We start from the raw sequence: 25774 nt of genomic DNA, 5'->3' as shown, positions 1-25774 counted from the left end.
CTCACTTACTTTTTTATTGGAATAATGAAAGCATTGTAAGAGGATTTGTAATCCTTATCTTGCCCCCAAAGGAGAAATTGAGATGTTGTTTACCCCATCTGAAACTAAAGTTGTCATCGTTGGTGGTGGCACCATGGGTGCTGATGTGGCAGCTGTATGTGCTCGCGGGGGTTGTGCGGTTCAGGTGCTTGAGCCGACCACGGAGCGTCGCGCACTGTTGCCAGACTACTTTGCCAATACCATGATTGATCTGGGTTACGAACATCGTCTGCATTTGCTGTCTACGGCAGGTTCATTAGAAGAAATAGATTGGTCTGAAATTGATTTGGTAATTGAGTGTGTGCCTGAGCGCCTCGATATCAAGCAAGAGTTATTTGCCAAGTTGGAGCAATACGCAAAACCGGAAGCTGTCCTGGCTAGTAACAGCACTAGCTTTCCCATTAGCGATATTTCAAAAGGGTTGAAAACCGCAGCACGGATGATCGGTTTGCATTTCTTCATGCCGGCGCATCTAGTACCTTGCGTAGAAGTGGTCTACGGCCAAAAGACTTCGCCGATGGTTGGCGAAAGCTTGTCTCGTTTAATGACCGCTTGCGGCATGGTGCCCGTCACTGTGAAAAAAGATTTACCAGGTTTTCTGGCGAATCGTCTGCAGCATGCCTTGTCGCGCGAAGCCTTTGCGATGGTTGATGCTGGGATTGCTAGTTTGGAAGATATTGATAAGGCTGTTCGCTTTGGCTTTGGCTTTCGCTATATCGCCGCAGGACCTGCGATGCAGAGGGATCATGCCGGCTTAGATGTGCATGGCGCTGGCGGGGCGACGATTTATCCAACTCTGAATAATTCCCCTGAGATTGCGAAATGTTTAAGTGATCGCATCGCCAGTGGCAAGTTAGGCATGAAAACTGGTGAAGGTTTTTACTCTTGGACCACCGAGACAATGAAGGCGGAACGAGAGCGTTATCAAGAAGCTCTTCGCGAAGGTTTAAAGATCATTCAGAAGGATCTGCCCGAGATTAAATAAAACAGGAGCAATCCCATGCTTTGATTTATTCTGCAATGATGAAAAAAATCATTCGCGTCTGGGATTTACCGATTCGCCTATTTCATTGGCTTTTGGTCATTTGCATCGTTGGTAGCTTCATTACCGTCAAGATCGGTGGCAATGCCATGGAGTGGCATGCGCGAGTTGGCTACTGTGTTTTAAGCTTAATTATTTTTCGGATCTGCTGGGGCTTCATTGGTTCGCACCATGCCCGCTTTATCCATTTTGTCCCAAGTCCTAGAGGCTTGCTCAATTACCTCTCAGGAAAAGCGAAAGCTGGTCTTGGTCATAACCCCTTAGGTGCTTTATCTGTTCTGGCCTTACTCTGCTCGGTCGGACTTCAAGCAATTACCGGCCTGTTTGCAAACGACGATATTGCTTTTGAGGGACCATTTTCGAAATATGTTTCTAGCAGCACAGTTGAGTTACTTACTTCAATTCATTACTTCAATGAAAAGGTCTTGATTGTTTTAATTGTTACCCACCTCTGCGCAATTTTTTATTACCAAAAGTTCAAGGGTGAGAATTTAATTAAGCCAATGTTATTGGGTGATAAAGAAATTGACCCAAGCGAGGAGGCAAGGTATTTGCCATCTGACTTGGGTCAAGCCTCCAAGGATGGAGGTTTACAACGTGGCTTCGCTTTAGTGCTACTGAGCGTGATTGCCGTAATTTTGGGTTACTTGATTACTCGCTGATTACTTTTTCTTAAAGTCGTCATGGCAACCTTTACAGGTGGCGCCAGCTGCGCCAAACGCTTTTTTAATCGCCTCTTGATCGCCTGACTGTGCGGCAGTATTGAGATTTGCTACAGCCAGCTGCATTTTTTCTCCAGCAGCTTTAAATTTAGCGTTGTCTGACCAAACGCCTGGAAGCGCATTGCCACCCTCGGTGCCTGGACCAAATGCTTGCCATGGCAAAGTGGAGAGCATTGCAACAACAGCTGCATTTTTAGCTACTTCATCTTTATTAAACGGTGCCTCACCTTTAACTACTGCGCCAATCTTTCCAAAAGAATTGGCCATCACGGTAAATGCGCTCTGACGATACTTAATTGCATCCTCAGGCTTCTTAAACTGAGCGTAGGCAATGCCGCTAAGTAGCAAGGTCGGTGTAAGGGTCGCTAAAACAAGGTGTTTGAATTTCATCAGGAGCTCCAGTAAGTTCAATCAATTCAGGGATAAGGCTATGTGATCAGCATACTCTTGAATGCTGGCTGTTGTCGACGCGAATTTACTTAGAAAATCATTCTCAAAGGACTGGTCAAAAGAAGGATGAGCCATTCAAAAAAGGCCATTAGAGGGGTCATCCAGAAGCTGCCTATCAGGCCGGTGAAAACTAATCCAAGAACGATAAAGAAACCCCAAGGCTCTAGTTTTCCTAGGGCAATAGATTGGCGCGCCGGCAGAAGTCCTGCAAGAATACGTCCGCCATCCAGTGGCGGCAATGGAAATAGATTAAAAACTAGTAAACCCAAATTCCAGGTAATGCCAGCCTGGGACATCGAGATCAAGAACTTTTCGTTGACCCCAAACCCCACTATCCCAATCAGCAGTGTCAGCCAAATCAATGCTTGGATGAAATTCGATCCAGGGCCAGCCAAGGCCACCCAAATAGAGTCAATGCGGGGATGGCGTAGGCGCCCAAAATTGACAGGTACGGGCTTGGCGTAGCCCACTAAAAACGGGGATCCCGACAAAATGAGCAGCAAAGGGATGAGGATGGTCCCAATGGGATCAATATGTTTAATGGGGTTGAGGCTAACCCTGCCGAGCATGTAAGCGGTATTGTCACCAAGCTGGCGGGCTGCATAGCCATGGGCTGCTTCATGGATGGTGATGGCAAAAATCAAAGGAATCGCGTTGATGGCGATAGCTTGGATAGAATAGTCAGTAATCATGGCAATATGATATCTATAGGAGCAAAAAGTGACTGACGATAAAAAACCTGAATCAAAAACCCCAGCTAAGCCTGTTGCAGCCAAGCCGGTAGCCCGTCCACCCGCCCCAAAAGGCCCATCTGGCCCAGGCGGTAGGCCTCAGGCAGGCTTTGGAGGCGGAAAAGCCATGATGCGTAAGGCTGGCCGAGGCCGATAGTGGATAATTGCAACACTAATTAATGTGTTTAACGAGGATTTAGCATGAACGAATGGCATAAAGAGTCGAAAGACGAAGTCAATAAGAAAATCATCACTTTGATCGTGATGTTGGCAGCCGCTACTAGCTTGGCTATTTTGTTTGCATTGGTTGCAGCTCATACTGGTTACGTATTCGGCTAATCTGCATTAATGACTAGCCATCGCCAACCTGCAGTATTTGCTGGCCATGGCAGTCCGATGTATGCCATTGAGCCCAATCGCTATACAGCAGCTTGGGCAACTCTTGGCAGATCACTCAAACGCCCAGATGCCATCCTAGTCATCTCGGCTCATTGGGTAACCCGCGGAGTTTGGGTTACTGCAATGCCTAAACCCAAAACGATTCATGACTTTGGTGGATTCCCGCAAGCCTTATTTGATATTCAATATCCAGCGCCGGGTAGTCCTGCCTTAGCTGATCGCATCACAGAATTGCTAGATGTTCCTGTTGTATTGGAAGAGAATGAATGGGGTATTGACCACGGTGCCTGGTCTGTTCTCAAGTACCTTTATCCAGATGCCGATATTCCTGTGGTTCAGTTGAGTTTAGATGGCTCTATATCAGCTGCAGAGCACTATGCGCTCGCCAAGAAATTACGCCCTTTGCGGGATGAGAACATTTTGATTTTGGCTAGCGGCAATGTTGTGCACAACTTGCGGACCATTCACTGGGAGGAGGGTGCAGCGCCTTATCCTTGGGCTAGTGAGTTCAATGATTTCTTTGTTTCAGAGATGAAAGCAAACCACCATGAGACTCTGATCAATTGGGAGCAATTCGGGGATGCTGCTCACTTGTCTATTCCGACCCCTGAGCATTATTGGCCTGCTTTGTATGTGCTTGCCCTGCAAGAGCATGGTGAGGCTCCTAAGATATTGGTTGATGGAGTGGAAATGGGCTCTATCAGTATGCTGACTTTTTCAATTCAATAAATATTCAATATGTGGCTATCTATTCTTGCAGTCTTCTGTGGTGCTGGTCTCGGTGCTTTACTAAGAGCGGGATTTAATCTTGCAACAGTCAGCCTTGCAGCGACACTTCCTTTAGGAACTTTTATTTCCAATATGGTTGGTGGCTACTTGATTGGAATCGCCGTGGCTTTCTTTGGCAATAACCCAAGCCTTTCTCCTGAGTGGAAGTTGTTCATTGTTACGGGTTTCTTAGGTGGTCTCACTACCTTCTCTAGCTTTTCAGCAGAAGTGGTGGGTTTTTTACAGCGCGGAGAGGTCACTTGGGCGCTGGGTACTGCCTTAATGAATTTGGTGGGCTCGCTCGTCTTAACCTTCTTGGGTATCTTGACTTATCAAGCGCTGAAGTAAGTATTTTAAATAAGCTTACTCAGGCTTGATATTGCCGGCCTTGACTACGGCACTCCATTTTGCAGATTCTGATTTGATGAGCGCTGCAAAATCAGCGGGACTACCACCACCAATTTCATTACCTTGAGACAGCATTAATTCTCGTAGTTGTGGGTCCTTAAGCGCCTCATTCGCAGCTTTATTTAACTTATCAATAATTGGTTTAGGAGTTCCTGCGGGGGCAATAAATCCCTGCCAGTTGAGTACTTCCACTTTGGGGTAGCCGAGTTCTGCAAAGCTGGGTACGTTTGGAAAGAGTGGGGATCTCTTTTTGCTTGTAATCGCAATAGGGCGCAATTTATCTGCTTTGATGCTAGGAACTGCGGAGTACATTTGATCAAACATCATGTCTACATTACCCGCCATCAAATCAGTGAGCGCAGCAGAACCGCTTTTATATGGCACGTGGATCATTTGGATGCCAGCATTCTGCATAAATAGTTCTGCTGACAGTTGATGGCTGCCACCGATGCCTCCTGAAGAGAATGTCAAGGTTCCTGGCTTTGCCTTGGCTGCGCTAACAATATCCTGGATAGATTTGTATTGCGAATTCGGATTCACCACCAAAATCAGCGGACCCTTTTCAATCAAGATAATGGGGCTAAGATCTGTTTCGGGGTCGTAACGTAAGGAGCTAAACAACGTTTTATTCACAGCCAGTGGTGCAAAGTTGCCCATACCAATGGTGTAGCCATCTGGTGCAGCCTTTGCAATAAATTCAGTACCAATATTTCCGCCGGCACCCGGCTTATTGTCAATCACAAACGGTTGCTTCAGACTCAAACTCATTTTTTGGGCTAACTGCCTACTTCGGGAATCCGCACTTCCTCCGGCGCCGTAAGGCACAACTACAGTAATCGGTTTATTGGGATAGCTCGACTGCGCATAAGCTGTGCCCAGGCTTGTCAAAAATAGAATGAAGATTTGAGAGATTGGAATGATTTTCATATTAAGCCTAATGCTCCCAGAATAGCGCCTAGCCCAATGAGGTACAAAGGGTGCCAGCGAGTAAAAACAGTGATGCCGATAGTAAATAGCGTCAGCCCATAGGCTGCGTAGCTATGATTGATTTGTAGGGCAATCTGCCATGCTGAAGATAAGACTAGACCAATAGCAAGTGCTGCAGCCGCATACTGAATCGATTTCTTTTTATGCGCATCCCGCATACCCAATATTAGGCGCTGCAGGTGGTAGACCAGAATGGATGATGGCCAAGCAATTGCAATCGTTGCAATCACAGCACCTAAAGCGCCATAGACATGCCAGCCGATCAGAGTCACCGTCATGAAGTTGGGTCCCGGTGCGGCTTGAGCAATAGCGAAATAATCAGCAAAGGTCTGCAGGTCAATCCAATGCTCTTGATAAACCGATAAATTGAGCAGACTTGGGAGTAGGGCGTTTACTCCTCCAAATGCAATCAGCGAAAACGCAGAAAGTTTCAGAAAGAGGCTCAGCAAAATACTCATATTTTGCGAGCTTTCTTTTGCGCCAAAATCCAAGCAAGTGGCGATGCAATGAGAACCACCCAACCAAGACCAAGTTGGTAATAGCTGGCAGCAATAACAGTGACAAGCACTACCAATAGCATTGCTGGAAAGCGAAATTCATCGCGCAACATTTTGATTCCGGTGGATGCGATTAATCCGACGCCAACTGCAGAAATGCCTCGCAGTACTCCTTGCACTGAGTCTAGGTAGCTGTAATGTGTATACAGAATAGCCAGTAGCATCACAATGCAGATAGGGCCTAGCGTTAAACCCAGAACGGCAGCTAATGCGCCCTTAGCGCCAGCAAAGCGAGAACCAACACATACTGCAAGATTGACAATATTGGGGCCCGGAACAATTTGGCAGATACCCAAAATGGCACTGAATTCTTCAGAGCTTAATACCTTGTCTCGCTCAACCAGGGTGCGACGTGCCCACGGTAGTACACCACCAAAACCAGACATCCCGATTTTGCTAAAGCTGATAAATAATTCTGCGGGGGTCAGTGTCTTCAAGTGAATTAAGGTTCGAATGGATGGGGAATTGGCTTTTGATCAATCCATGCTTCCAAGGTATCGACGATGCCTTTAGAGAACATTGCAAAAACAGGCTCAGCCACAAACCCGAGGTGTGGTGTGGTGAGTAAGTTCGGCGTATTTCTCAGAACATCATTTGAAGGGAGTGGCTCGGTATCGAAGACATCAATTGCCGCTTGACCAGGCCTACCAGCAGCAAGTGCATCTTGTAGAGCCCGTGTATCAATGAGGGCAGAGCGCGAAGTGTTTACTAAGACTGCATCGGGGCGCATTATTGCCAAGGCTTCAGCACCAATCAATTCTTTGGTATTGGGCCCAGCTACAAGATGAAGACTGACAACCTTGGATGTTTTCAAAAGCTCTTCTAGGCTGACGGACTTGGCATCTTGAGCGGCAGCTCGCTCGGCTGTCATATTAGGGCTCCATGCGACAAGCTCCATTCCAAATGCTTTCCCTACGCGTGCAACAGAGCTACCGATCGAGCCTAGACCAATAATTCCCAGGCGTTCGCCAGACAGCATTGGTAGAACGGAAAGATCATCGCGCCAGCTGCCAGAGCGCACCAGATGATGTTGAGTGAGCAATTGTTTTGAGGCTCCCAAAATCAATGCCCAGGTTAGCTCGGTAGTAGTTTCTTTGGAGGGACCGCCGGGGGTGCAGGCAATCGGAATATTGCGCGATATCAGGGCTGATGCATCTAGGGTGCCATTGCGCTTGCCGGTGAACATGAAAAGCTTGAGCTTTGGTAGGCGCGCAATCAAAGCTTCGTTAATTGGGGTGCGATCCCTCACCAGCACAATCACATCAGCATCTTTAACCGCCTCATATAGGGCTTCGCCGAATAGGGGTTCATGATGAATGGCGATCTGGCAAAGCTGATCCACTTTAGTCCAACTGGAAAAGCGACGAAGGGCGCGCTCATAGTCACCAAGAATGACAACGTTAGGTAAATTGGCCATGTCTCTAATATCGTTATTTATTATGCTGATTAAGTTTACTATCTATCTACATTGATTTTGACAAAAGGAATACCGATGATTTTGGAACACTGCGATATTGAAATTGATCCGAGCAAGTCTGCCGAGTTTGAGGAGGCTATTTTGCGCGGCGTAAATACTGTTATTGCCAAAGCCAAGGGTTTTCAAGGCTTTAAGGTTAATCGCACCATTGAGAATCCGGCGCGTTACCTATTGTTGATTTACTGGGATACTCTGGAAAATCATACGGTAGATTTTCGTGGGTCAGAGGCTTTTGCTGATTGGCGAGCCATTGTTGGCCCATTCTTTGCAAAACCACCTTTTGTTGAGCATATGACTTTGGTGGGTAAGTCAAAGTAATCGCTTTGTTTAGTCTTTGAGTTTTTTGCGAATGGAGTGCTCCACTGGAATGGAATCCAGGTTGGGCTCCAAAGCCTCTCGCTCATCAAACACAAAGCAAGTGCCCGTGTAGTGGGCTGATCCGACCTCCTCAAAGTACTTGAGGATGCCACCTTCCAGTTGATAGCTATGCTCCATGCCAATCTCGCGCATGTAAAGACCTGACTTTTCACAACGAATTCCGCCAGTACAAAAGCTCACTAGGGTCTTATCAGCTAACTCATCTTTTTTTGCCGAAATTGCCGCAGGAAACTCTGTAAATTTTTCGATATTGAAATGCAGTGCATTCTCAAAAGTTCCATACTCAACTTCGAATGCATTACGTGTATCTACCATGATTACAGGGCGCCCTAAGTCATCCGTACCACGATCAAGCCACTCTTGTAATTTTTTGGGCGCAATGAAATTGGCACGACCCTCTTCCGGACGAATCGTTGGGTGATTCATGCGAATGATTTCATTCTTAATTTTGACCAACATTTTTTTGAATGGTTGTGATTCAGACCGACTATCTTTTGACACCAATGATTTGAAGCGATGGTCTAGTCGAAGCCAGTCTAAGAAGCCACGTAATTCAGAATCATTGCCAGCCAAGAACATATTGATACCTTCACCGGTTAACAAGATCGTTCCTTTGAGATTCCGGGTGTTGCACTCATCCAGAATTTTGGCGCGCAACTCAACCAGATTGTCTAGGCTGACAAATAAGTAGGCGGCTATGTTCAGAATCGGTTTCATGGCAAATATTGTGTGGCGATATCGACATTATCGAGGAAGACGGTATTCGAGTGATAATCTAAGTCCTAACCTATCATTTTCATAAAAATACCCCAAGAGCACCCATGTCTGAACGTTTAATTCCTTACCAGCCAATGGATTTGGCAGAACCAGCCGAGCTAGTAGCTGCAATTCGCCAGCGTCGGGGTGGTCAGTTCATCAATTTAGACCGCATGCTGCTGCATAGCACCCCGATTGCCGAGGGTTGGAATCATTTTGTGGGTGAGATACGTAATAACCTCTCCTTAGATCCAAAGTTGCGTGAACTCGCCATGTGTGGGGTAGCCGTCCTCAATGGTGCTGAGTATGAGTTTTTTCATCATGCTCCTCCATTCATCAAAGCAGGGGGTACTGAGGAACAGGTAAAGGCGCTACGTTTAATTGGCCAACCTAGTTTCCCAAGCAATCTATTTTCCGCAGTTGAAAATGATGCAGCGGAATTGACGTTTCAGATGACTCGCAATATTCAGGTTGAGAGCGCTCTGATGAAGCGTTTGCAAGCCGCGCTTGGCAATACCGATACGGTTGAGCTGGTCACTGTGGTGGCAGCTTACAACATGGTTTCTCGATTTCTGATTGCCTTGGATGTGAATCCTGAGGAGCATCCTCCTGAGTAATTCATGAATCAGAGCAGTTCCATTCACTGGGAAGAGGGCGGCCAGACCTGTTCAGCGGTTTGGCATTCTGAAAATGGCATAGCGCCTCATAAAAAATTAGTCATTGCTGATGACACTCTCACAGCGGACGATGCTTATCATTTAGCTTGTGAGGGAACTGCCATCTTATGGCGAGGTGATTTCCAAAATGCCCGTCAGCTACTACAAGCCTTAGTAAGGCGCATTGATAAACCCTCCAAGAAATCTAAGCGTGCAAGCAAGAGGGTAGATCCATCTTCTAAGACTTCTCAGGCGCCATCACCGATTGATTTATTTAATAAGCATCGCTTGATTCAGTCACAGCGGGCGCGGGTGCTGGGTATGTTGCTGATTGAGTGCAATGCCGATCACTCCATCCCTTTGCGAAGAGCTCCTGATGTAGCAATAGCTTGCCTTGAGGCCTATGGTTCAACTAGTGACCCCTATGTGATTTCCATGCGCGAGCTCTTAGGGGTAATCAGTGCGCATGAGTGGCGTAAAAATGGTGTGCCGGTCCTTGCTGATGAGGAAGGCGAACCTATTTTTATCTATCCCCATTACGGAGTTTTTTCGCCGATACGCGGTGAGTATCTCGAGTTAGTTTGCAGCGCTCCTCTACCCCAAGCCTTGGAGGCTGAGTCATTAGCCTTCGATATTGGCACTGGTACTGGTGTCCTGTCAGTGATCCTGGCTATGCGCGGCATCAATAATATTATCGCTACCGATCTAGATGGCAGGGCGCTTGCATGCGCTAAAGAAAATATTGCACTTTTGAATTTAAATTCTCAAGTAGAGATTATGAAAGCCAATTTATTTCCAGCAGGAAAGGCTACTTTGATTGTGTGTAATCCGCCTTGGGTGCCAGCAAGACCAAGCTCTACTCTTGAGCATGCAGTGTATGACCCCGACAGTCAAATGCTCAAAGGATTTTTAGATGGTTTGAAAAACCATTTGCTACCAAATGGAGAGGGCTGGTTAATTTTGTCTGACTTAGCTGAGCATCTCGGCCTAAGATCCAGGCAAGAATTGCTAGAGTGGATTGATAGAGCGGACCTTAAGGTGATTAGCCGTATCGACACGAAGCCAAAACACAGTAAGCCGTTTGATCAATCCGATCTGCTGTACTTTGCGAGATCTGCTGAAACAACTTCTTTGTGGCGTCTGGCAGTTAAGTAATTTTTATTACTTTCACAAAATTCTAATATCCCTACGGTATTCACCCCCTTAACTTCAGGGGTTGTTAATACTCATGCTGTTACATACAATAAATGAGAATAATTATCATCTAATGTAAATGTATCGATGTATGTAAAGGTGTTTTTTGAAGACTCAGCAATCAACCATTGAAAGATATTTCCCATTTGTTTGTTTGGTGATTGCAGTTCATGCAGGCTTAGTGATTTGGATTTTGCATCATCCATTCAGAGTGTTGAACCCCGATTTGCAAGAGGTTATTACCGTCAGCCTAAAGCTTGGTGAGCATCGCTCTCAATCTCAAAATCAGCTAAATGTCCCCACACTAAGATCAAATCATCGTGATGCTAATGTCATTATCGCCACTACTTCTGGCGCCACTCAAGGCAAGGGTGAGACACAGAGGGTTGCCAGTAGTGGATCGCCATCAAAACAAGGCGATCAGGGGCTTGCTCAAAGGAGTTTATTTTTCAACCCAAAACCTCCTTACCCGCTTGCGAGTCGGCGCATGGGTGAGCAAGGATCGGTTCATCTAAGGTTATGTATTGGATCTCACGGCTTTGTCGAGAGCGTACGACTCAGCCAAAGCTCTGGATATCAAAACCTAGATCGATCAGCTATGGAGGCTGTAAAGGCTTGGAGATTTTCAGCTTTGAGTACGACATCAGAAAATGTATCTGAGTGTTATCAATTGCCAATCCACTTTCAATTGGAGTCCTGAAATGAGTGAGCGTATTGACGATCTTGCTCAAGCAGTTTCCAGTTACGGCTCTATTGTTGGCAAGGTGATACCCAGTGCAAACTTACTTGGAAAAGAAAAGTCGGTCGTGATTGTCCATGATGATCAGCGATACGTTTTAAGTATTACCAAGCTTGGAAAGTTAATTTTGACCAAGTAAAAAACCGTACCCCTTTTAGCCAGCAAACGTATTTTTGATATGCAAGTAGCCAGCGATTTTTTGTTTATATCTCTGGAGATTGCATATGAAGCAGCAAGGAATGGCTTTGGCCTCAAGCGCCATATTGGCGTATGGAGGGACATTGGCGATGAGTGTTTATGCTCAAGATGTGGAGTTACCGCGAATAGATATTGTGGGTCGAGAGGAGGGTGCACGCTCGAAGATTCCCGGCACAGTTGATGTTATCGATCAACAACAATTAGAGATACTTCAGCCCCTATCGCTTCAAGATGCACTAAAGACGGTTCCAGGTGTCACTATTCGTGGAGACGAGGGTGGGCTCGGCTCAATACCAAATATTGGTATACGCGGCTTGAATCCTAGCCGCAGCCAAAAAGTATTGCTCTTAGAGGATGGCGCACCAATTCACCCAAGCCTGTTTATTTCCAGCGCGTCTTATTACAGTCCTCCCGTGGACCGCATGAGTGGAATAGAGGTGCTCAAAGGTGCGTCTGGACTTCAGTATGGCCCTTCGAATATTGGTGGTGTCATTAACTACCTTACCAAGACGCCTGAACAAGGGTTTAAGTTATCTGGTAAGGCTGGTAATTATGGTTATCGATTGGCTCAGATTGAGGCAGGCGGTAAGTCTGAATCAAATGGCGCAGTTGCAGGGATCAACATCATCAAATCAGAGTCTGATGGTTATCAGGCAAATGGTTACAAGATGTACGATATTTTATTTAAGGGTGGGATAGCCATTGATCAGGATCAATGGCTTAGTCTGAAGTACACCCACTACGACAACAATATCAATACTTCGTACGTAGGCTTAAGACCAAATCAATACATCGGTAAGTATTCTTCAAACCCGGCACCAAATGATTATTTCGTTACACAACGAAATGCAGTTGACCTCAATCACTCCTGGGAGATTGGCCATGGTACGAAGCTCAATACTCTGGTCTATTGGAGTAAATTGGATCGTGACTATTGGCGGCAAAGTGTTGCTGCCCGAAATGCTGATCAAACAGTCTTCAACCCCTGCAATGGTTCCACTAACTGCATGTTCGGGCGTAATCGTGAGTTCCAAATGTTGGGGGTGGACTCCCGCTTGAATCAAGCCTTCAATGCTATGGGGATTGATAACGAGCTGGAGTTTGGAATACGCCTGCACACTGAATCACAAATTAATCAAATGGTGGGCTCTACTAGTTTCCTGAAGTCCGGCAGTGTTTTGGGTCACGAGGAAAACAAGGCTAACTCAATGGCAATGTATCTGCAGAATCGTTTCTTACTCAGTAAGAACTTAGCCATTATTCCTGGGTTGCGACTCGAGAGTTACCGACAGAGTAGAAATAACATCATCACCAATACTTCGGGGAGTGCCAAAAACCTCGAATCTGTTCCCCAAATTGGAGCAACTTGGCAGATTGCGCCAGAGCTACAGATTTATTCCAGCATGTACAAAGGGTTTGCACCGGCACAGCTCGCAACTGCTATCAGTGAAAAAGGTGTAGATCAGCAACTAGATCCAGAGCGTTCTACTAATGTTGAATTCGGATTGCGGGGTAAAAATGCGGGCTTCACATATGACGCAGCTGTTTTTAGTATGAACTTTAGCAATCAGATTGTGAATCAAAGTCTAGCCTCAGGTATTACTAAGGCAAATGGCGGCAAGAGTTTGCATCAAGGTACGGAGTTGGCTTTGGGGTATCAACTAGCTGGAGGATGGGGACTTAATGGAAATCTTACTTACATCCCTGTTGCAAGGTTTGTGGGAAATTCCTCTATGGGTAAAGATGGAAATCGAATTCCGTATACCGCCAAGCTGGTTTCAAACCTAGGGGTCAATTATCAGAAAAATGGTTTTAAAACACTGCTGAGTCTCAATTACCTATCACCCCAATACGCAGATTCCGCGAATACTGTGGTTCAAAATGCGATTGGTACTTTGGGGGAGATTCCTTCGATCACGACTGTGAACTGGAGTGTTAATTATGAGGTGAATAAGGCTTTAAAAGTATTTGGGGTCGTCAATAATCTATTAAATCGACGTTATATTTCTAGCAGAAGTCCAGATGGGATATTTGCTGGTGCACCCTTAAACTTTCAGGCGGGTATGAGCTACCAATTCTTTTAAAAATTGGTAGTCCAATCATCCAAGTCAATTATTTTGCAAATAGCTGGCTTGGATCTTCAAATGCTTTGAATTCCAGGGCATTGCCAGCGGGATCGAGGAAGAACATTGTTGCCTGTTCGCCAACCATCCCCTTAAAGCGAATTTGGGGTTCAATGATGAACTTCATGCCGCTATTACGTAGGCGATCAGCTAGGGCATGCCAATCTTGCATCGTCAGCACAACTCCAAAATGTTTTACCGGAACTTGATGTCCGTCAACCTCATTTGAGCTCGCATGGCCGCATTCTTCAGGTGCGAGGTGGGCAACAAGCTGATGTCCGAAGAAATCAAAATCAATCCACTCATCCGAACTGCGCCCTTCTGGGCAGCCTAAGGTCTTGCCATAAAAAGTTCGCGCAGCGGCTAGGTTGTCCACTGGAAACGCAAGATGGAAGGGTTGAATGTTAGACATGGCGATCCTTGTGGAGAGAATTGAGGAAGGTTAGCACGCTCAAGTGCTGAGATTAGTAAAAGTTTAGTATATTGAAATCATAAAAAATAAAGATGTTTCAAGGAGACAAAAATGATCAACTTTCAAGCAGGTAGATTGTGCCGTTCCATTGTTCAGTTAGCCCTAGTCCTGGGTTTTTCTGGCATGGTGCATGCCGCTTATCCGGATAGGCCAATTAAACTAGTTGTTCCCTATCCCCCAGGAGGGGCTACCGACGTGATCGGGCGCATTCTGGCTAAGAATCTTGGGGACTCCCTAGGGCAGCAAGTCATTGTTGAAAACCGCGGTGGCGCTGGCGGCAATATCGGAGCAGAGGCCGTTGCTAAAGCAAGTCCAGATGGTTACACCTTATTAATGGGCGCTGTGACCTCACACTCGACTATGGCAACCCTTGAAAAAGGCAAGTTGCGCTACGACCTTCTCAAGGATTTTTCACCGGTCATGATTGTGGGTTCAGTACCTTTGGTAGTGGTTGTTAATCCCAATGTTCCTGTAAGAACATTAAAAGGCTTAGTCGAGTATGCAAAAGCCAATCCAGATAAGATGAATTACGCCTCATCAGGCCCTGGAGCTCCTCAACGTATGGGCGCCGAAATTTTCCAGCGAGAAGCTGGCTTAAAAATTACACATGTTCCTTATAAGGGTAGTGGACCAGCGATGACTGATTTGGTTGCAGGTCAGGTCAACTTGATGGTGGAAACGGTTCCAGCTGCGCTACCGTTTATTACCTCTGGACAACTCCGACCATTAGCTGTCACTACTGCAAAGCGCATTTCAATGTTGCCTGATGTGCCTACGACAGCTGAATCGGGTATGCCTGCATTAGAGGTTAGCTCCACCTTTGGTGTGTTGGCGCCAACTGGCACACCCGTGGCGATCATCGATCAGTTGAATACTGCGATTGCTAAGTTACTAGTAAATCCAGAAGTTAAAGAAGCATTCTTAAAGCAGGGTGTTTACGCTGCAGCTCCAACAAGGCCAAAACAATCTGCAACCTTGTTAGCGGGTGAGGTGAAGCGCTGGGAAAAAGTCATTAAAGATGCAGATATTAAGGCTGAATAAGAGCCGACTGAATATCAAAATTGAGTTCACTATTTTTAAATTAAAGAATGTTTTATGACAACCGATAAGAGTAAAGAGAAAAAGCAGGCAAGCGAAAGTGGCTTGCGTAAGGGTTTAACAAGTTATGGTGATAAAGGCTTCTCTTTATTTTTACGTAAGGCATTTATCAAGGGTGCTGGCTACACCAATAGCGCCTTAGATCGTCCTGTGATTGGGATCATCAATACTGGCAGTGCTTACAACCCCTGTCATGGCAATATGCCGCAGTTAATTGAGGCTGTAAAACGCGGCGTGATGTTGGCGGGCGGTTTGCCGATGGATTTTCCGACGATTTCCATTCATGAAAGCTTTGCTGCCCCGACCAGTATGTATTTGCGTAACCTGATGTCCATGGATACCGAGGAGATGCTACGCGCTCAACCAATGGATGCGGTAGTCATGATTGGTGGTTGCGATAAAACAGTGCCGGCACAAATGATGGGTGCGGCCTCAGCGGGCTTACCTGCCATTCAGTTAATCACTGGTTCAATGCTAACTGGTTCGCATCGAAGTGAGCGCGTAGGTGCGTGCACCGACTGTCGCCGCTATTGGGGAAAATTCCGCGCTGGTGAAATTGATGAAGCTGAAAAAGATGAAGTCAATGATCAGTTGGTGGCGAGTGTTGGTACCTGCTCAGTGATGGGTACCGCTAGTACGATGGCTTGCATCTCTGAGGCACTGGGTATGACCGTGCCTGGAGGGGCTAGCCCACCAGCGGTAACGGCAGATCGCATTCGAATTGCAGAAGAGACCGGTACTCGTGCAGTACAGATGGCAAAAGATGGTTTAACCATTGACAAAGTATTAACTGCGGACGCTTTTGAAAATGCAATGCGTGTTTTGCTAGCGATTGGCGGATCAACTAATGGCATTGTTCACTTAGCCGCTATCGCTGGACGTATGGGTCTAGAAATTGACTTAGATGCTCTCGATAAGATGGGTGACGAGACGCCGGTACTGGTTGATTTGAAACCATCTGGTGATCACTATATGGAGAACTTCCATGATGCCGGTGGCATGACAACCTTGTTGCGTCAGCTAAAGCCTTTGTTGAAGCTGAATGCAATGACGGTGACTGGCCGCACTTTAGGTGAAGAGATTGATGCAGCTCCACCAAGCTTTAAGCAGGATGTGGTTCGCCAGTTCGATAACCCAATTTATCCACGCGGCAGTATTGCGGTCTTGCATGGGAACCTTGCCCCTGGCGGCGCTATCATCAAGCAATCTGCAGCCCATGAAAAACTCATGGAGCATGAAGGTCGCGCAGTCGTCTTTGAGAATAGTGAGGATCTTGCTAATCGAATTGATAGCCCAGACTTAGATGTCACGGCAGATGATATTTTGGTGCTCAAGAATATTGGCCCTAAAGGTGCACCTGGCATGCCTGAGGCAGGATACATTCCGATTCCAATGAAGCTTGCGCGTGCTGGTGTGAAAGATATCGTTCGTATCTCTGATGGTCGTATGAGTGGAACGGCGTTTGGAACAATTGTGTTGCACGTGACTCCAGAAGCTGCAGTCGGTGGGCCACTCGCGCATGTAATGAATGGCGATCACATTCGCTTGAGCGTAAAAAATCGTGAGATTAGTTTATTGGTCTCTGAGGAAGAGTTGGCTAAGCGTGCAAAAGAAAACCCAGTGATTGAGCCCACTGCAGAGCGTGGTTACTTAAAGCTATTTTTGGATACAGTGACACAGGCGGATAAGGGTGTTGACTTTGATTTCTTGAGAGCTGCAAAGATGGTTGGTAAAACACCCAAGCGTTAATCCAATGTATGCGAAGTAAAAAATAGCAGCAAAGAAAAACGCCACCCAAGAAGGTGGCGTTTGACTATTGATCAAATCAATTGACTGCTAATTGGTGGAGTCGGCGGGAATCGAACCCGCGTCCGCAAATCCTCTACAACAAGTTCTACATACTTAGTCATGTCATTTAATTTAGCTAGCTAGTCACAGACTGACATGTTCCACGCTGGCGATTCACTTAGTTTTCGAATCATTCCCCGTGACATGAAATGATCTTATCTCTTGTAAATGACCCTGATCTAGCTTGCGCTAGCTGACCCAAGAGAGAGTCAGTTCAGGGGCAACCGCAATTAAGCGGCTAGTGCGAAACGTTCGTCGTTTGCAGTTATTGCATTCCCATTGATTTACGAGATAACGGGTCCTCGGTATGCCCTTGATGCTTTGTAATCCACGTCGAAACCATGTCGACCCCGGAGTTCATGCATTGGAAGCTCTATTTTAAGGCTCTTGGCCTTAAATTGTTGGATATCTTGCAGACGGGTAATTAAGCCCTACTGCGGGAAGATGATTTCCAGTAGTTCCCTTGGGTGGCGCACTAAGTAATCGGCGCCCCAGGCCTCTGGAGGCTCTTCACAGCCGCAATAGCCGTACGCTGCTGCAATCGTCTTCATTCCTGCCGCTTTGCCTGCCACGATGTCTCTAATATCGTCACCTACATAAACCGATTTACTGGGGTCAATATTGGCAACTCTAGCTGCATGCAAGATGGGCTCAGGATGTGGTTTTGAGTGAGGAGTGGTGTCGCCAGAGATCGTTGATACCGCTCTTTGGCGCAGACCCATCAGCTCTGTGAGGGGATGAGTAAAGCGCTCACTCTTATTGGTCACAATGCCCCAGGGAAGCTTGGCGCTATCCAATTGATTGAGGAGATGGTCTACACCCTCGAAAAGTACGCTGTTTACCAGCAAATCCTTCTCATAGTTCGCAAAGAATTCATCACGCAAAGGAATGAAGTCTGGGTGATCGGTATTGATTCCAAAGGCGCCACCAATCAGTCCACGTGCTCCAGCAGAGGCACAAGGCCGTAATACTTCATATTGCTTAGGGGGAAGGTTTCTGGCGATGAGGAGTTGATTGGCTGCCGCTACGAGGTCTGGGGCTGTGTCAGCCAGAGTGCCATCGAGATCAAAAAAGACACCCTTGTAAGGGCTCGCTAACCCCCTACTCATTTACGCACCGCAATCATGTAGTTCACATCGACATCTTCACCTAGGCTGTAGACCTGAGTAATAGGGTTGTAACTCATCCCCTTGATGCCGATCATCTCAAGTCCAGCTTGGCGAGTAAAAGCCACTAATTCAGAAGGTTTAATGAATTTAGCGTACTCATGAGTGCCTTTTGGAAGCAAGCGGAGGATGTATTCGGCACCAATAATGGCGAATAAGTAGGACTTAGGATTGCGGTTTAGGGTGCTAAAAAAGAGGGTGCCACCAGGCTTGCAGAGTTTTGCACAAGCTCGAACAATAGATGCTGGGTCTGGGACATGCTCTAGCATTTCCATGCATGTCACAACGTCATATTGTTCTGGCTCTTCCTCAGCGAGCGCTTCAGCTGAAATCGCGCGGTATTTAAGCTTGGCGCCTACCTCGAGTGCATGTAATTCAGCAACTTTGAGGGCTTTTTCCGATAAATCGATGCCGCAGGTATGGGCACCTGATTGCGCAATGGACTCGGCCAAAATGCCACCACCACAACCTATATCGACAACTTTCTTGCCGTCCAAATCAACAAAGGACTTAATCCAGTTAAGGCGCAGGGGGTTGATGGCATGTAAAGGCTTGAATTCACTATTGGGATCCCACCAACGATGGGCTAGGGCGCTAAATTTGGCGATTTCGGATTGATCGACGTTCATGGGGATAAAGGTGCTTTAAGCACGCTGAGATAAATGAATTACGAATATAGCGGAAATAAAAAAGCCCGGCAGAACCGGGCTTTTTTACAAGTAAGAAGAATTACTTAACTGCAGCTGTACCAACAACTTCGATATCGGTACGGCGGTTCTTAGCGCGGCCTTCAGCAGTTGCATTGCTTGCAACTGGATTGCTCTTGCCTTTTGATTCTGTGTAAATACGGCTACCGTCAACACCTTTGCTTACCAAGTAAGCTTTAACGGACTGAGCACGACGCTGGCCGAGAGCCATGTTGTAAGCATCAGTACCAACGCTATCAGTGTTACCAACAGCAATAATGACTTCTAATTTGATCTTGCTTAAGTCTTTAGCGATTTTGTCTAAAGTTGCTTGACCTTCTGGCTTCAATGTTGCTTTGTCGAAGTCATAGAGTGTGTCAGCTTGCAAAGTGATCTTGCTTTGGCTTACACCAGATGCAGCTGGTTTTGGTGTTAGGAAGCCGTCGCAACCTTTGGCTGCAGTTGCAGGTGTCCAGCTAGCATCGCGCCAGCACAATGTGCCATCGCCGTTTTTCCAAGCTAAACCACTTGAGTTGACCCAGTTGTCAACGTTTTGGGCGGAAGTAGCAGTAGCAGCAACAGAAATTACGCCAGCAAGTACCAGTTTTAGGGTTTTGTTCATTTTTAGTCCTCAAAAATCTCTTTTTTAATTAAAGTCAAACTTAAATGTAATTCGCCCTACTTTGAAGCAAAAAACCGCAAAGCGACACATCTCAATTTCGTACAAACTGACAGAATCTTAGCATAGGGGCTATCAGTCATCAAAATGATATTATTTCTAAATGGAACAAGCCGCTAAAGAAACACTACCAATATCCCTAGAAGACGAAATGCGGCGGTCCTATTTGGACTACGCAATGAGCGTCATTGTCGGCAGAGCCCTGCCAGACGTGCGTGACGGACTCAAACCGGTTCATCGCCGGGTCTTATTCGCGATGTATGAATTAAACAACGATTGGAACCGTGCTTACAAAAAATCTGCCCGTATAGTTGGCGATGTGATCGGTAAATACCATCCACATGGCGATTCTGCGGTGTATGACACGATTGTTCGCATGGCTCAGGACTTCTCTCTGCGCTATATGCTAGTTGACGGACAGGGCAACTTTGGCTCCGTAGACGGCGATAACGCTGCTGCAATGCGGTATACCGAGATCCGCCTCCGCAAGATCGCCCATGAGCTTTTGGCCGATTTAGACAAGGAAACCGTGGATTTCGGGCCAAACTACGACGGTAGTGAGAAAGAGCCCCTGATTCTTCCTGCAAAAGTACCTAATTTGCTGATTAACGGCAGTTCAGGTATCGCGGTGGGTATGGCGACCAATATCCCTCCCCACAACCTGGATGAGGTGGTTTCAGCCTGCTTGCACGTCCTGCACAACCCAGAATGCACGATCGACGAGCTGATTGAGATCATCCCTGCTCCGGATTTCCCGACTGCCGGCATTATTTATGGCGTTCAAGGGGTTCGAGAGGGCTATCGCACTGGCCGTGGCCGTGTCGTGATGCGTGCCAAGACCCACTTTGAGGACCTTGATAAGGGTGCGCGTCAGGCCATCATCGTTGACGAGTTGCCATACCAAGTAAATAAAAAGAACTTACTCGAGCGTATTGCTGAGTTGGTGAATGAGAAAAAAGTAGAAGGTATTTCTGATCTGCGTGATGAATCTGATAAGTCAGGTATGCGCGTAGTGATCGAGCTCAAGCGCGGTGAAGTGCCTGAAGTGGTTCTCAATAATTTGTACAAGAGTACTCAGCTGCAAGATAACTTCGGTATGAACATGGTTGCCCTAGTGGACAACCAGCCACGCCTATTGAATCTGAAGCAAATGCTGGAATACTTCTTGCAGCATCGTCGTGAAGTGGTGACACGCCGTACGATTTTTGAATTACGCAAAGCGCGCGAGCGTGGTCACGTCTTAGAAGGTTTGGCAGTCGCCTTGGCAAACATTGATGAATTCATTGCCATTATTAAAGCTGCAGCAAACCCAGTGGTTGCTAAGTCAGAATTAATGAGTAAAGCTTGGGACTCTTCTATGGTGCGCGAGATGTTGGCGCGTGCAGAGACCGATACCCCGGGCGGCCGCAATGCTTATCGTCCTGAAGGTTTGTTGCCTGAATACGGTATGCAAACGACCGGTCTTTATCGCTTATCTGATAGCCAAGCACAAGAAATTTTGCAGATGCGTTTGCAACGCTTGACTGGCCTTGAGCAAGACAAGATTGTGAATGAGTACAAAGATGTGATGGCAGAGATTTCTGATTTGCTCGACTTGCTTGCTAAGCCAGAGCGGGTCACTCAAGTCATTGAGTCTGAGTTGAAAGAAGTGCAAGCTGAGTTTGGTATTGCTGGTGGAGATAGTGGTCGTCGTTCATTTATTGAAATGAATGCAACCGAGTTGTTCACTGAAGACTTGATTACTCCGCAAGATATGGTGGTCACACTTTCCAACACGGGTTATATGAAGAGTCAGCCTCTGAGTGAATACCGTGCGCAAAAACGTGGTGGTCGTGGCAAGCAAGCAGCAGCTACCAAGAATGAAGATTGGATTGAAACGCTCTTCGTTGCGAATACGCATGACATCATTCTGTGCTTCTCGGATCGTGGACGTATGTACTGGCTCAAAGTGTGGGAGGTTCCACAAGGTAGCCGTAACTCACGTGGCAAGCCAATAGTCAATATGTTCCCGCTGATTGAAGGCGAAAAGATTACGGTGATTCTCCCGATTAAGGGGTATCAAGATGATCATTACGTCTTTATGGCTACCAGCTTGGGCACTGTGAAGAAGACACGCTTGTCTGACTTCTCCAATCCACGCAAAGCCGGAATTATTGCGGTCGACTTAAATGAAAATGACTTCTTAGTTGGCGCGGCTATTACTGATGGTCAGCATGATGTGATGTTGTTCTCTGATGCCGGCAAAGCCGTTCGCTTTGATGAGAACGATGTGCGTCCAATGGGCCGTACTGCACGTGGTGTGCGCGGTATGAACTTGGGCGAAGGTCATCAAGTGATTGCCATGTTGGTTGCCCCGGCTGAAGCTGCCGAAGGTGCTGAAGCAGTTGTCGTTGACGCAAATGGACTTGCTATTCCAAGCAGCGTATTAACGGCAACCGAAAATGGTTTTGGTAAACGTACGCCGATCGGTGAATACACCCGTCATGGCCGCGGCACTAAGGGCATGATCGCTATTCAGACCACTGAGCGTAACGGTAAAGTTGTCGCTGCTGCTTTGGTATCGCCTGAAGATCAAATTATGTTGATCACTACAGGCGGTATCTTGGTGCGCACTCGTGTTTCAGAGATTCGTGAGATGGGGCGCGCAACGCAAGGCGTCACCTTGATCAACGTCGATGAAGGTACGCGTTTGTCTGGCTTGCAGCGTATTGCTGAAAGCGATTCTGATGATGAGAATGATTTGGATGATGGAGAAGACGGCGAAGGTGGTGATGCTTCCGCCGATCCAGCAGTTGATTCCAATTCTGATGAAGCTGGTGATGCCTAATTGGCATTCATACAAGGTTAATTAATTCATCATGACGTTTGACCGCCGCATTTTCAATTTCGCTGCGGGGCCTGCTACCTTGCCTGAAGAGGTCTTGCAGCAGGCCGCTGCAGAGATGTTGAACTGGCAGGGCTTAGGCGCCAGCGTGATGGAAGTTAGTCATCGCGGTAAAGAGTTCATGGCTCTTTATGAGGAGGTGCTGCAAGACTTGCGCACTCTCATGGGTATTCCGGATTCCTATGAAATCTTGATGCTTCAAGGTGGTGGCTTAGGTCAAAATGCTGCTATTCCAATGAACCTGATGCCTTTGGCTAAAAATGGCCCTAAGGCAGACTTTTTAGTCACTGGCGTTTGGTCTGAAAAGTCATTTAAAGAAGCGGAAAAATTTGGTGTTGCTCATCTAGCTGCATCTTCAGCATCTGAAAAATTCAATACGATTCCAGATCGCTCTACTTGGCAACTATCGGACGATGCTGCTTATGTTCACTACTGCGCTAATGAAACTATTGGCGGTGTAGAGTTTCCTGATGTGCCAGACGTGAATGGCAAGTTACTGGTTGCCGATATTTCTAGCAACATCCTTTCTAAAGAAATGGATGTCACAAAATGCGGCGTCTGGTTTGGTGGTGCACAAAAGAATATTGGCCCATCTGGCGTGACGATCGTGATCGTGCGTAAGGACTTGATGGGGCACAGCATGAAGATCACCCCATCGATTTGGGATTGGTCTAAGCAGGCGGCGACTGATTCGATGCTCAACACACCACCAACTTTTTCAATTTATATGGCTGGGTTGGGCTTTAAGTGGTTGCTAAAACAAGGTGGCGTAAAAGAGATTGAGAAGCGCAACCAAGAAAAAGCGCAATTACTCTACAGCTTTTTGGATCAAAGCAGTCTTTACGAAAATCGTATTCCTAAAGAATATCGCTCCAGAATGAATGTCACCTTCTTCTTGAAGGATGAAAATTTAAATGCCCAGTTCTTGGAGCAATCTAATGCAGCAGGCTTGGTTGCCTTGCGTGGCCATAAGGCGGCTGGAGGTATGCGCGCCAGTATCTACAATGCAATGCCGCTAGAGGGCGTAAAGGCCTTAGTGGAATTTATGCGTGACTTTGAAAGGCGTGCCTAATGAGCTCCAAAGACCAGAGTACTGAAGAGCAGCGCTTAGCGCCAATTCGTGACAAGATCGACACACTCGATGCACAAATTTTAGATTTACTCACCCAGCGAGCTAAGGCTGCCCAAGAAGTAGGTCACATCAAAGGTGGCTTTTCTTCTCCAGTATTTAGGCCTGAGCGTGAGCGTCAGGTTGTAGCGCGCTTGCAGGAGCTCAGTAAGGGTCCCTTGTTGCCCAATGGCATCGCCGCAATTTGGCGTGAAGTGATGTCTGCTTGTCGCGCCTTAGAAGCGCGTCAGACGATTGCTTATCTTGGCCCAGTAGGAACATTCTCAGAGCAAGCAGCGCAAACCTATTTTGGTCACTCGATTGCAGGTTTGCCTTGCAATAGCCTGGATGAAGTATTTAAAGCTGTTGAAAAGGGCGCCGCTCAATTTGGAGTAGTTCCAGTTGAGAACTCTAGCGAGGGCGCCATTTCCCGTACTTTAGATTTGCTCTTAGATTCTCCAATGCGTATCAGCGGTGAAGTAGTGCTGCCTATTCGTCACCACCTCTTAACTAAGAGTGGCAAGCTAGATGGCGTCACAACCGTATGTGCACATGCCCAAGCTCTAGCGCAATGTCAGCAATGGTTGAGTTTGCATGCTCCCCACTTAAAGCGTGAGGCAGTTAGCAGTAATGCTGAGGCTGCCCGCATGGCCTCGATTGATCCAAGCTTGGCAGCAATCGCTGGTGATCCCGCTCAAGAAGCCTATGGATTGCAGGCGGTCGCTGCACAGATTCAGGATGATCCGCATAACCGAACACGTTTTGTCGTAGTTGGCACTTATGAGTGTCAGCCTACCGGCAAAGATCAAACTTCCTTAGTCCTATCGGTCGATAACCAACCGGGAGCTGTACATCGTTTATTGGAGCCCCTGGCAAGGCATGGTGTTTCCATGAATCGCTTTGAGTCTCGTCCTGCTCGCAAGGGTACTTGGGAGTATCACTTTTATATTGATGTGTCAGGACATGCTGAAGACGCGAAAGTAGCAAAAGCATTAGAAGAGTTAAAAACGACCGCTGCTTTTTATAAAAATCTCGGCTCATATCCTCATTCAGTATGACAACAAAATCTAATATCGGTTTAAAGCATATTCATGCCATAGCGCCTTATGTTGGCGGGCGACCTATTAGTGAAGTTGCGCGTGAATACGGTCTTGATGAAAACAAGATTGTGAAGCTCGCATCGAATGAAAATCCATTGGGTATGCCCAAGTCAGCTCAAGATGCGATGCTCAAGGCTGCGAGTGATTTGGGTCGTTACCCAGACTCCAATGGTTTTGAACTCAAGAATGTGCTGTCGGCGCGTTTAGGTGTTCCAACTGATTGGATTACCTTGGGTAATGGTAGTAACGATATTTTGGAGTTGGCTGCCCGCGCAGTAGCCCAAGCTGGTGATGAGGTTATTTTCTCTAAACATGCTTTTGCTGTTTATCCATTAGCGACTCAAGCAGTTGGTGCAAAAGCAGTGGAAGTAGCTGCTACTGAAATGTATGGCCATGATTTACCTGCCATGTTGCAGGCAGTGAAAGCTGCTGGTGATAAAGCTAAGTTGGTATTTGTGGCTAACCCAAATAATCCGACTGGCAGCTACCTGACAGCGAAAGAAATCGAAGATTTCTTGACTGCGTTGCCATCTCACGTAGTAGTGGTCTTAGATGAAGCTTATAACGAGTACCTCACTCCAGAACAGCGTTATGACGCAATTTCTTGGGTAAAACGTTTTCCAAACATGATTTTGTCGCGCAGCTTCTCCAAGGCTTATGGCTTAGCAGGCTTACGCATTGGTTACGGTGTAGCTCAACCTGCTTTAACCGATTTGCTCAATCGAATTCGTCAGCCATTTAACGTGAATAGTCTTGCGCAAGCAGCAGCAATAGCCGCATTTCAGGATTCTCATTTCCTGCAGCAAGGTTTTGAACTCAATCGTGCTGGCTTTACCCAATTAACCCAAGCTTTTGATGCACTTGGCCTAACTTACCTTCCATCGGCTGGTAATTTTGTGTTGGTAAAAGTGGGTGAGGATGATGGTGCTGGCGCTCGTATTAATTTGGAGTTGCTAAAGCGCGGCATTATTGTTCGTCCAGTTGGTAACTATGGTTTGCCACAATGGTTGCGTATTTCTATCGGCTTGCCCGAAGAAAATGCCGCTTTTATTGTTGCGCTTAAAGATATTTTGGCGAAGCAGTAATTCAAAATAAATCGATCATTCAAA

Annotated in this window: 29 protein-coding genes and 1 other RNA gene; 18 read left to right on the top strand and 12 right to left on the bottom strand. The window is 46.7% G+C overall.

Annotated features, from left to right (window positions below):
* Positions 1–82 precede the first annotated feature (82 nt).
* Together AOC19_RS07160 and AOC19_RS07155 are read left to right on the top strand one after the other, a co-directional pair.
* On the top strand, positions 83–1024 hold the full coding sequence (locus tag AOC19_RS07160; protein WP_215375316.1) for a 3-hydroxyacyl-CoA dehydrogenase family protein: 942 nt from the start codon (positions 83–85) through the stop codon (positions 1022–1024).
* 38 nt (positions 1025–1062) lie between these two features.
* A complete protein-coding gene (locus tag AOC19_RS07155) occupies positions 1063–1743 on the top strand; it encodes a cytochrome b/b6 domain-containing protein (RefSeq protein WP_215375314.1) in 681 nt (226 codons plus the stop codon).
* Here AOC19_RS07155 and AOC19_RS07150 read toward each other — a convergent pair whose 3' ends face one another.
* On the bottom strand, positions 1744–2193 hold the full coding sequence (locus tag AOC19_RS07150; RefSeq protein ID WP_215375312.1) for a c-type cytochrome: 450 nt from the start codon (positions 2191–2193) through the stop codon (positions 1744–1746).
* Positions 2194–2282: 89 nt separating this feature from the next.
* Entirely contained in the window at positions 2283–2945 is a 663-nt protein-coding gene (locus AOC19_RS07145; RefSeq protein ID WP_215375310.1) for a site-2 protease family protein, read from the bottom strand.
* Positions 2946–2973: 28 nt separating this feature from the next.
* Here AOC19_RS07145 and AOC19_RS07140 point away from each other — a divergent pair, with 28 nt between their 5' ends.
* From AOC19_RS07140 to crcB, 4 genes are read left to right on the top strand one after another with little or no spacing between them, the layout of a single operon-like run.
* Complete coding sequence (locus AOC19_RS07140; protein ID WP_015421675.1) at positions 2974–3141, top strand: hypothetical protein; 168 nt, start codon at positions 2974–2976, stop codon at positions 3139–3141.
* A 44-nt stretch (positions 3142–3185) separates the two neighbouring features.
* Positions 3186–3323 (top strand): hypothetical protein, encoded by a 138-nt coding sequence (locus tag AOC19_RS07135; RefSeq protein ID WP_174221123.1) that lies wholly within the window; start codon positions 3186–3188, stop codon positions 3321–3323.
* Between the two features lie 9 nt (positions 3324–3332).
* Complete coding sequence (gene ygiD / locus AOC19_RS07130; RefSeq protein WP_215375308.1) at positions 3333–4112, top strand: 4,5-DOPA dioxygenase extradiol; 780 nt, start codon at positions 3333–3335, stop codon at positions 4110–4112.
* A gap of 9 nt (positions 4113–4121) precedes the next feature.
* Positions 4122–4499: a fluoride efflux transporter CrcB gene (crcB, locus tag AOC19_RS07125; RefSeq protein WP_215375306.1), complete on the top strand. Its 378-nt coding sequence runs from the start codon at positions 4122–4124 to the stop codon at positions 4497–4499.
* Between the two features lie 15 nt (positions 4500–4514).
* Here crcB and AOC19_RS07120 read toward each other — a convergent pair whose 3' ends face one another.
* The 4 genes from AOC19_RS07120 to AOC19_RS07105 are packed head-to-tail and all read right to left on the bottom strand — an operon-like array spanning position 4515 to position 7520.
* Positions 4515–5486: a Bug family tripartite tricarboxylate transporter substrate binding protein gene (locus AOC19_RS07120; protein WP_215375304.1), complete on the bottom strand. Its 972-nt coding sequence runs from the start codon at positions 5484–5486 to the stop codon at positions 4515–4517.
* Positions 5483–6004 (bottom strand): chromate transporter, encoded by a 522-nt coding sequence (locus AOC19_RS07115; RefSeq protein ID WP_215375302.1) that lies wholly within the window; start codon positions 6002–6004, stop codon positions 5483–5485. The genes AOC19_RS07120 and AOC19_RS07115 overlap by 4 nt, the downstream gene beginning before the upstream one ends.
* A complete protein-coding gene (locus AOC19_RS07110; RefSeq protein ID WP_215375300.1) occupies positions 6001–6540 on the bottom strand; it encodes a chromate transporter in 540 nt (179 codons plus the stop codon). Before AOC19_RS07110 ends, AOC19_RS07115 begins: the two co-directional genes overlap by 4 nt.
* A gap of 5 nt (positions 6541–6545) precedes the next feature.
* Positions 6546–7520 (bottom strand): D-2-hydroxyacid dehydrogenase family protein, encoded by a 975-nt coding sequence (locus AOC19_RS07105; RefSeq protein ID WP_215375298.1) that lies wholly within the window; start codon positions 7518–7520, stop codon positions 6546–6548.
* Between the two features lie 75 nt (positions 7521–7595).
* On the opposite strand from AOC19_RS07105, the gene AOC19_RS07100 reads away from it, so the two are divergent.
* Complete coding sequence (locus tag AOC19_RS07100; RefSeq protein WP_215375296.1) at positions 7596–7898, top strand: antibiotic biosynthesis monooxygenase family protein; 303 nt, start codon at positions 7596–7598, stop codon at positions 7896–7898.
* Positions 7899–7907: 9 nt separating this feature from the next.
* On the opposite strand, the gene AOC19_RS07095 is transcribed toward AOC19_RS07100, so the two are convergent.
* Positions 7908–8675, bottom strand: a complete 768-nt coding sequence (locus AOC19_RS07095) for a sulfurtransferase (RefSeq protein WP_215375294.1) — start codon at positions 8673–8675, stop codon at positions 7908–7910.
* Between the two features lie 104 nt (positions 8676–8779).
* Between AOC19_RS07095 and AOC19_RS07090 the strand changes: the two genes are divergently transcribed.
* The 5 genes from AOC19_RS07090 to AOC19_RS07070 all read left to right on the top strand — a co-directional run bounded on the left by AOC19_RS07090 (position 8780) and on the right by AOC19_RS07070 (position 13585).
* A complete protein-coding gene (locus AOC19_RS07090; protein ID WP_215375292.1) occupies positions 8780–9331 on the top strand; it encodes a carboxymuconolactone decarboxylase family protein in 552 nt (183 codons plus the stop codon).
* A gap of 3 nt (positions 9332–9334) precedes the next feature.
* Positions 9335–10525: a 50S ribosomal protein L11 methyltransferase gene (locus AOC19_RS07085; RefSeq protein ID WP_215375290.1), complete on the top strand. Its 1191-nt coding sequence runs from the start codon at positions 9335–9337 to the stop codon at positions 10523–10525.
* 145 nt (positions 10526–10670) lie between these two features.
* Positions 10671–11264 (top strand): energy transducer TonB, encoded by a 594-nt coding sequence (locus tag AOC19_RS09330; protein WP_251368008.1) that lies wholly within the window; start codon positions 10671–10673, stop codon positions 11262–11264.
* Position 11265: 1 nt separating this feature from the next.
* Positions 11266–11442, top strand: a complete 177-nt coding sequence (hemP, locus tag AOC19_RS07075) for a hemin uptake protein HemP (RefSeq protein WP_215375288.1) — start codon at positions 11266–11268, stop codon at positions 11440–11442.
* 85 nt (positions 11443–11527) lie between these two features.
* Positions 11528–13585, top strand: coding sequence for a TonB-dependent receptor family protein (locus AOC19_RS07070; protein ID WP_215375286.1), 2058 nt, complete (start codon positions 11528–11530; stop codon positions 13583–13585).
* 28 nt (positions 13586–13613) lie between these two features.
* Here AOC19_RS07070 and AOC19_RS07065 read toward each other — a convergent pair whose 3' ends face one another.
* Positions 13614–14036 (bottom strand): VOC family protein, encoded by a 423-nt coding sequence (locus tag AOC19_RS07065; protein ID WP_215375284.1) that lies wholly within the window; start codon positions 14034–14036, stop codon positions 13614–13616.
* Positions 14037–14147: 111 nt separating this feature from the next.
* On the opposite strand from AOC19_RS07065, the gene AOC19_RS07060 reads away from it, so the two are divergent.
* Both AOC19_RS07060 and AOC19_RS07055 read left to right on the top strand, forming a co-directional pair.
* Positions 14148–15137 (top strand): Bug family tripartite tricarboxylate transporter substrate binding protein, encoded by a 990-nt coding sequence (locus AOC19_RS07060; protein ID WP_215375282.1) that lies wholly within the window; start codon positions 14148–14150, stop codon positions 15135–15137.
* Positions 15138–15191: 54 nt separating this feature from the next.
* A complete protein-coding gene (locus tag AOC19_RS07055; protein WP_215375279.1) occupies positions 15192–16943 on the top strand; it encodes an IlvD/Edd family dehydratase in 1752 nt (583 codons plus the stop codon).
* Positions 16944–17035: 92 nt separating this feature from the next.
* Here the strand turns inward: AOC19_RS07055 and ssrA are convergent.
* The 4 genes from ssrA to ompA all read right to left on the bottom strand — a co-directional run bounded on the left by ssrA (position 17036) and on the right by ompA (position 19516).
* Positions 17036–17394: a transfer-messenger RNA gene (gene ssrA / locus AOC19_RS07050) on the bottom strand.
* A gap of 79 nt (positions 17395–17473) precedes the next feature.
* The gene (locus AOC19_RS07045) at positions 17474–18151 is read right to left on the bottom strand and encodes an HAD family hydrolase (RefSeq protein ID WP_215375276.1); all 678 of its coding nucleotides are present in this window, start codon (positions 18149–18151) and stop codon (positions 17474–17476) included.
* A complete protein-coding gene (ubiG, locus tag AOC19_RS07040; protein ID WP_215375274.1) occupies positions 18148–18837 on the bottom strand; it encodes a bifunctional 2-polyprenyl-6-hydroxyphenol methylase/3-demethylubiquinol 3-O-methyltransferase UbiG in 690 nt (229 codons plus the stop codon). Before ubiG ends, AOC19_RS07045 begins: the two co-directional genes overlap by 4 nt.
* Before the next feature lie 100 nt (positions 18838–18937).
* Positions 18938–19516, bottom strand: a complete 579-nt coding sequence (ompA, locus tag AOC19_RS07035; protein ID WP_215375271.1) for an outer membrane protein OmpA — start codon at positions 19514–19516, stop codon at positions 18938–18940.
* Between the two features lie 160 nt (positions 19517–19676).
* Here ompA and gyrA point away from each other — a divergent pair, with 160 nt between their 5' ends.
* Genes gyrA through hisC form a run of 4 tightly spaced genes read left to right on the top strand, consistent with a single transcriptional unit; the run spans position 19677 to position 25750 of the window.
* Positions 19677–22400, top strand: a complete 2724-nt coding sequence (gene gyrA / locus AOC19_RS07030; RefSeq protein ID WP_215375269.1) for a DNA gyrase subunit A — start codon at positions 19677–19679, stop codon at positions 22398–22400.
* A 31-nt stretch (positions 22401–22431) separates the two neighbouring features.
* Entirely contained in the window at positions 22432–23529 is a 1098-nt protein-coding gene (gene serC, locus AOC19_RS07025; protein WP_215375266.1) for a 3-phosphoserine/phosphohydroxythreonine transaminase, read from the top strand.
* Positions 23529–24623, top strand: coding sequence for a prephenate dehydratase (gene pheA / locus AOC19_RS07020; protein WP_215375263.1), 1095 nt, complete (start codon positions 23529–23531; stop codon positions 24621–24623). The genes serC and pheA overlap by 1 nt, the downstream gene beginning before the upstream one ends.
* Positions 24620–25750 (top strand): histidinol-phosphate transaminase, encoded by a 1131-nt coding sequence (gene hisC / locus AOC19_RS07015; RefSeq protein WP_215375261.1) that lies wholly within the window; start codon positions 24620–24622, stop codon positions 25748–25750. The genes pheA and hisC overlap by 4 nt, the downstream gene beginning before the upstream one ends.
* The last annotated feature ends 24 nt before the right edge of the window (positions 25751–25774 follow it).

The organism is Polynucleobacter asymbioticus (assembly GCF_018687575.1).
Taxonomy (GTDB): Bacteria; Pseudomonadota; Gammaproteobacteria; order Burkholderiales; family Burkholderiaceae; genus Polynucleobacter; species Polynucleobacter asymbioticus_C.
This window is presented reverse-complemented; position numbering and strand designations above follow the sequence as displayed.

Excerpts from the sequence above, each read along its gene's own strand:
- AOC19_RS07070 (WP_215375286.1), top strand. The coding sequence starts at position 11,528 with ATGAAGCAGCAAGGAATGGCTTTGGCCTCAAGCGCCATATTGGCGTAT.
- ubiG (WP_215375274.1), bottom strand. The coding sequence starts at position 18,837 with ATGAACGTCGATCAATCCGAAATCGCCAAATTTAGCGCCCTAGCCCAT.
- AOC19_RS07090 (WP_215375292.1), top strand. The coding sequence starts at position 8,780 with ATGTCTGAACGTTTAATTCCTTACCAGCCAATGGATTTGGCAGAACCA.
- AOC19_RS07060 (WP_215375282.1), top strand. The coding sequence starts at position 14,148 with ATGATCAACTTTCAAGCAGGTAGATTGTGCCGTTCCATTGTTCAGTTA.
- AOC19_RS07145 (WP_215375310.1), bottom strand. The coding sequence starts at position 2,945 with ATGATTACTGACTATTCTATCCAAGCTATCGCCATCAACGCGATTCCT.
- crcB (WP_215375306.1), top strand. The coding sequence starts at position 4,122 with ATGTGGCTATCTATTCTTGCAGTCTTCTGTGGTGCTGGTCTCGGTGCT.
- hemP (WP_215375288.1), top strand. The coding sequence starts at position 11,266 with ATGAGTGAGCGTATTGACGATCTTGCTCAAGCAGTTTCCAGTTACGGC.
- pheA (WP_215375263.1), top strand. The coding sequence starts at position 23,529 with ATGAGCTCCAAAGACCAGAGTACTGAAGAGCAGCGCTTAGCGCCAATT.
- AOC19_RS07065 (WP_215375284.1), bottom strand. The coding sequence starts at position 14,036 with ATGTCTAACATTCAACCCTTCCATCTTGCGTTTCCAGTGGACAACCTA.
- AOC19_RS07055 (WP_215375279.1), top strand. The coding sequence starts at position 15,192 with ATGACAACCGATAAGAGTAAAGAGAAAAAGCAGGCAAGCGAAAGTGGC.
- AOC19_RS07045 (WP_215375276.1), bottom strand. The coding sequence starts at position 18,151 with ATGAGTAGGGGGTTAGCGAGCCCTTACAAGGGTGTCTTTTTTGATCTC.
- AOC19_RS07100 (WP_215375296.1), top strand. The coding sequence starts at position 7,596 with ATGATTTTGGAACACTGCGATATTGAAATTGATCCGAGCAAGTCTGCC.
- hisC (WP_215375261.1), top strand. The coding sequence starts at position 24,620 with ATGACAACAAAATCTAATATCGGTTTAAAGCATATTCATGCCATAGCG.
- AOC19_RS07115 (WP_215375302.1), bottom strand. The coding sequence starts at position 6,004 with ATGAGTATTTTGCTGAGCCTCTTTCTGAAACTTTCTGCGTTTTCGCTG.
- AOC19_RS07085 (WP_215375290.1), top strand. The coding sequence starts at position 9,335 with ATGAATCAGAGCAGTTCCATTCACTGGGAAGAGGGCGGCCAGACCTGT.
- AOC19_RS07135 (WP_174221123.1), top strand. The coding sequence starts at position 3,186 with ATGAACGAATGGCATAAAGAGTCGAAAGACGAAGTCAATAAGAAAATC.
- AOC19_RS07155 (WP_215375314.1), top strand. The coding sequence starts at position 1,063 with ATGAAAAAAATCATTCGCGTCTGGGATTTACCGATTCGCCTATTTCAT.
- AOC19_RS07105 (WP_215375298.1), bottom strand. The coding sequence starts at position 7,520 with ATGGCCAATTTACCTAACGTTGTCATTCTTGGTGACTATGAGCGCGCC.
- serC (WP_215375266.1), top strand. The coding sequence starts at position 22,432 with ATGACGTTTGACCGCCGCATTTTCAATTTCGCTGCGGGGCCTGCTACC.
- ompA (WP_215375271.1), bottom strand. The coding sequence starts at position 19,516 with ATGAACAAAACCCTAAAACTGGTACTTGCTGGCGTAATTTCTGTTGCT.
- AOC19_RS07150 (WP_215375312.1), bottom strand. The coding sequence starts at position 2,193 with ATGAAATTCAAACACCTTGTTTTAGCGACCCTTACACCGACCTTGCTA.
- AOC19_RS07160 (WP_215375316.1), top strand. The coding sequence starts at position 83 with ATGTTGTTTACCCCATCTGAAACTAAAGTTGTCATCGTTGGTGGTGGC.
- ygiD (WP_215375308.1), top strand. The coding sequence starts at position 3,333 with ATGACTAGCCATCGCCAACCTGCAGTATTTGCTGGCCATGGCAGTCCG.
- AOC19_RS07120 (WP_215375304.1), bottom strand. The coding sequence starts at position 5,486 with ATGAAAATCATTCCAATCTCTCAAATCTTCATTCTATTTTTGACAAGC.
- gyrA (WP_215375269.1), top strand. The coding sequence starts at position 19,677 with ATGGAACAAGCCGCTAAAGAAACACTACCAATATCCCTAGAAGACGAA.
- AOC19_RS07095 (WP_215375294.1), bottom strand. The coding sequence starts at position 8,675 with ATGAAACCGATTCTGAACATAGCCGCCTACTTATTTGTCAGCCTAGAC.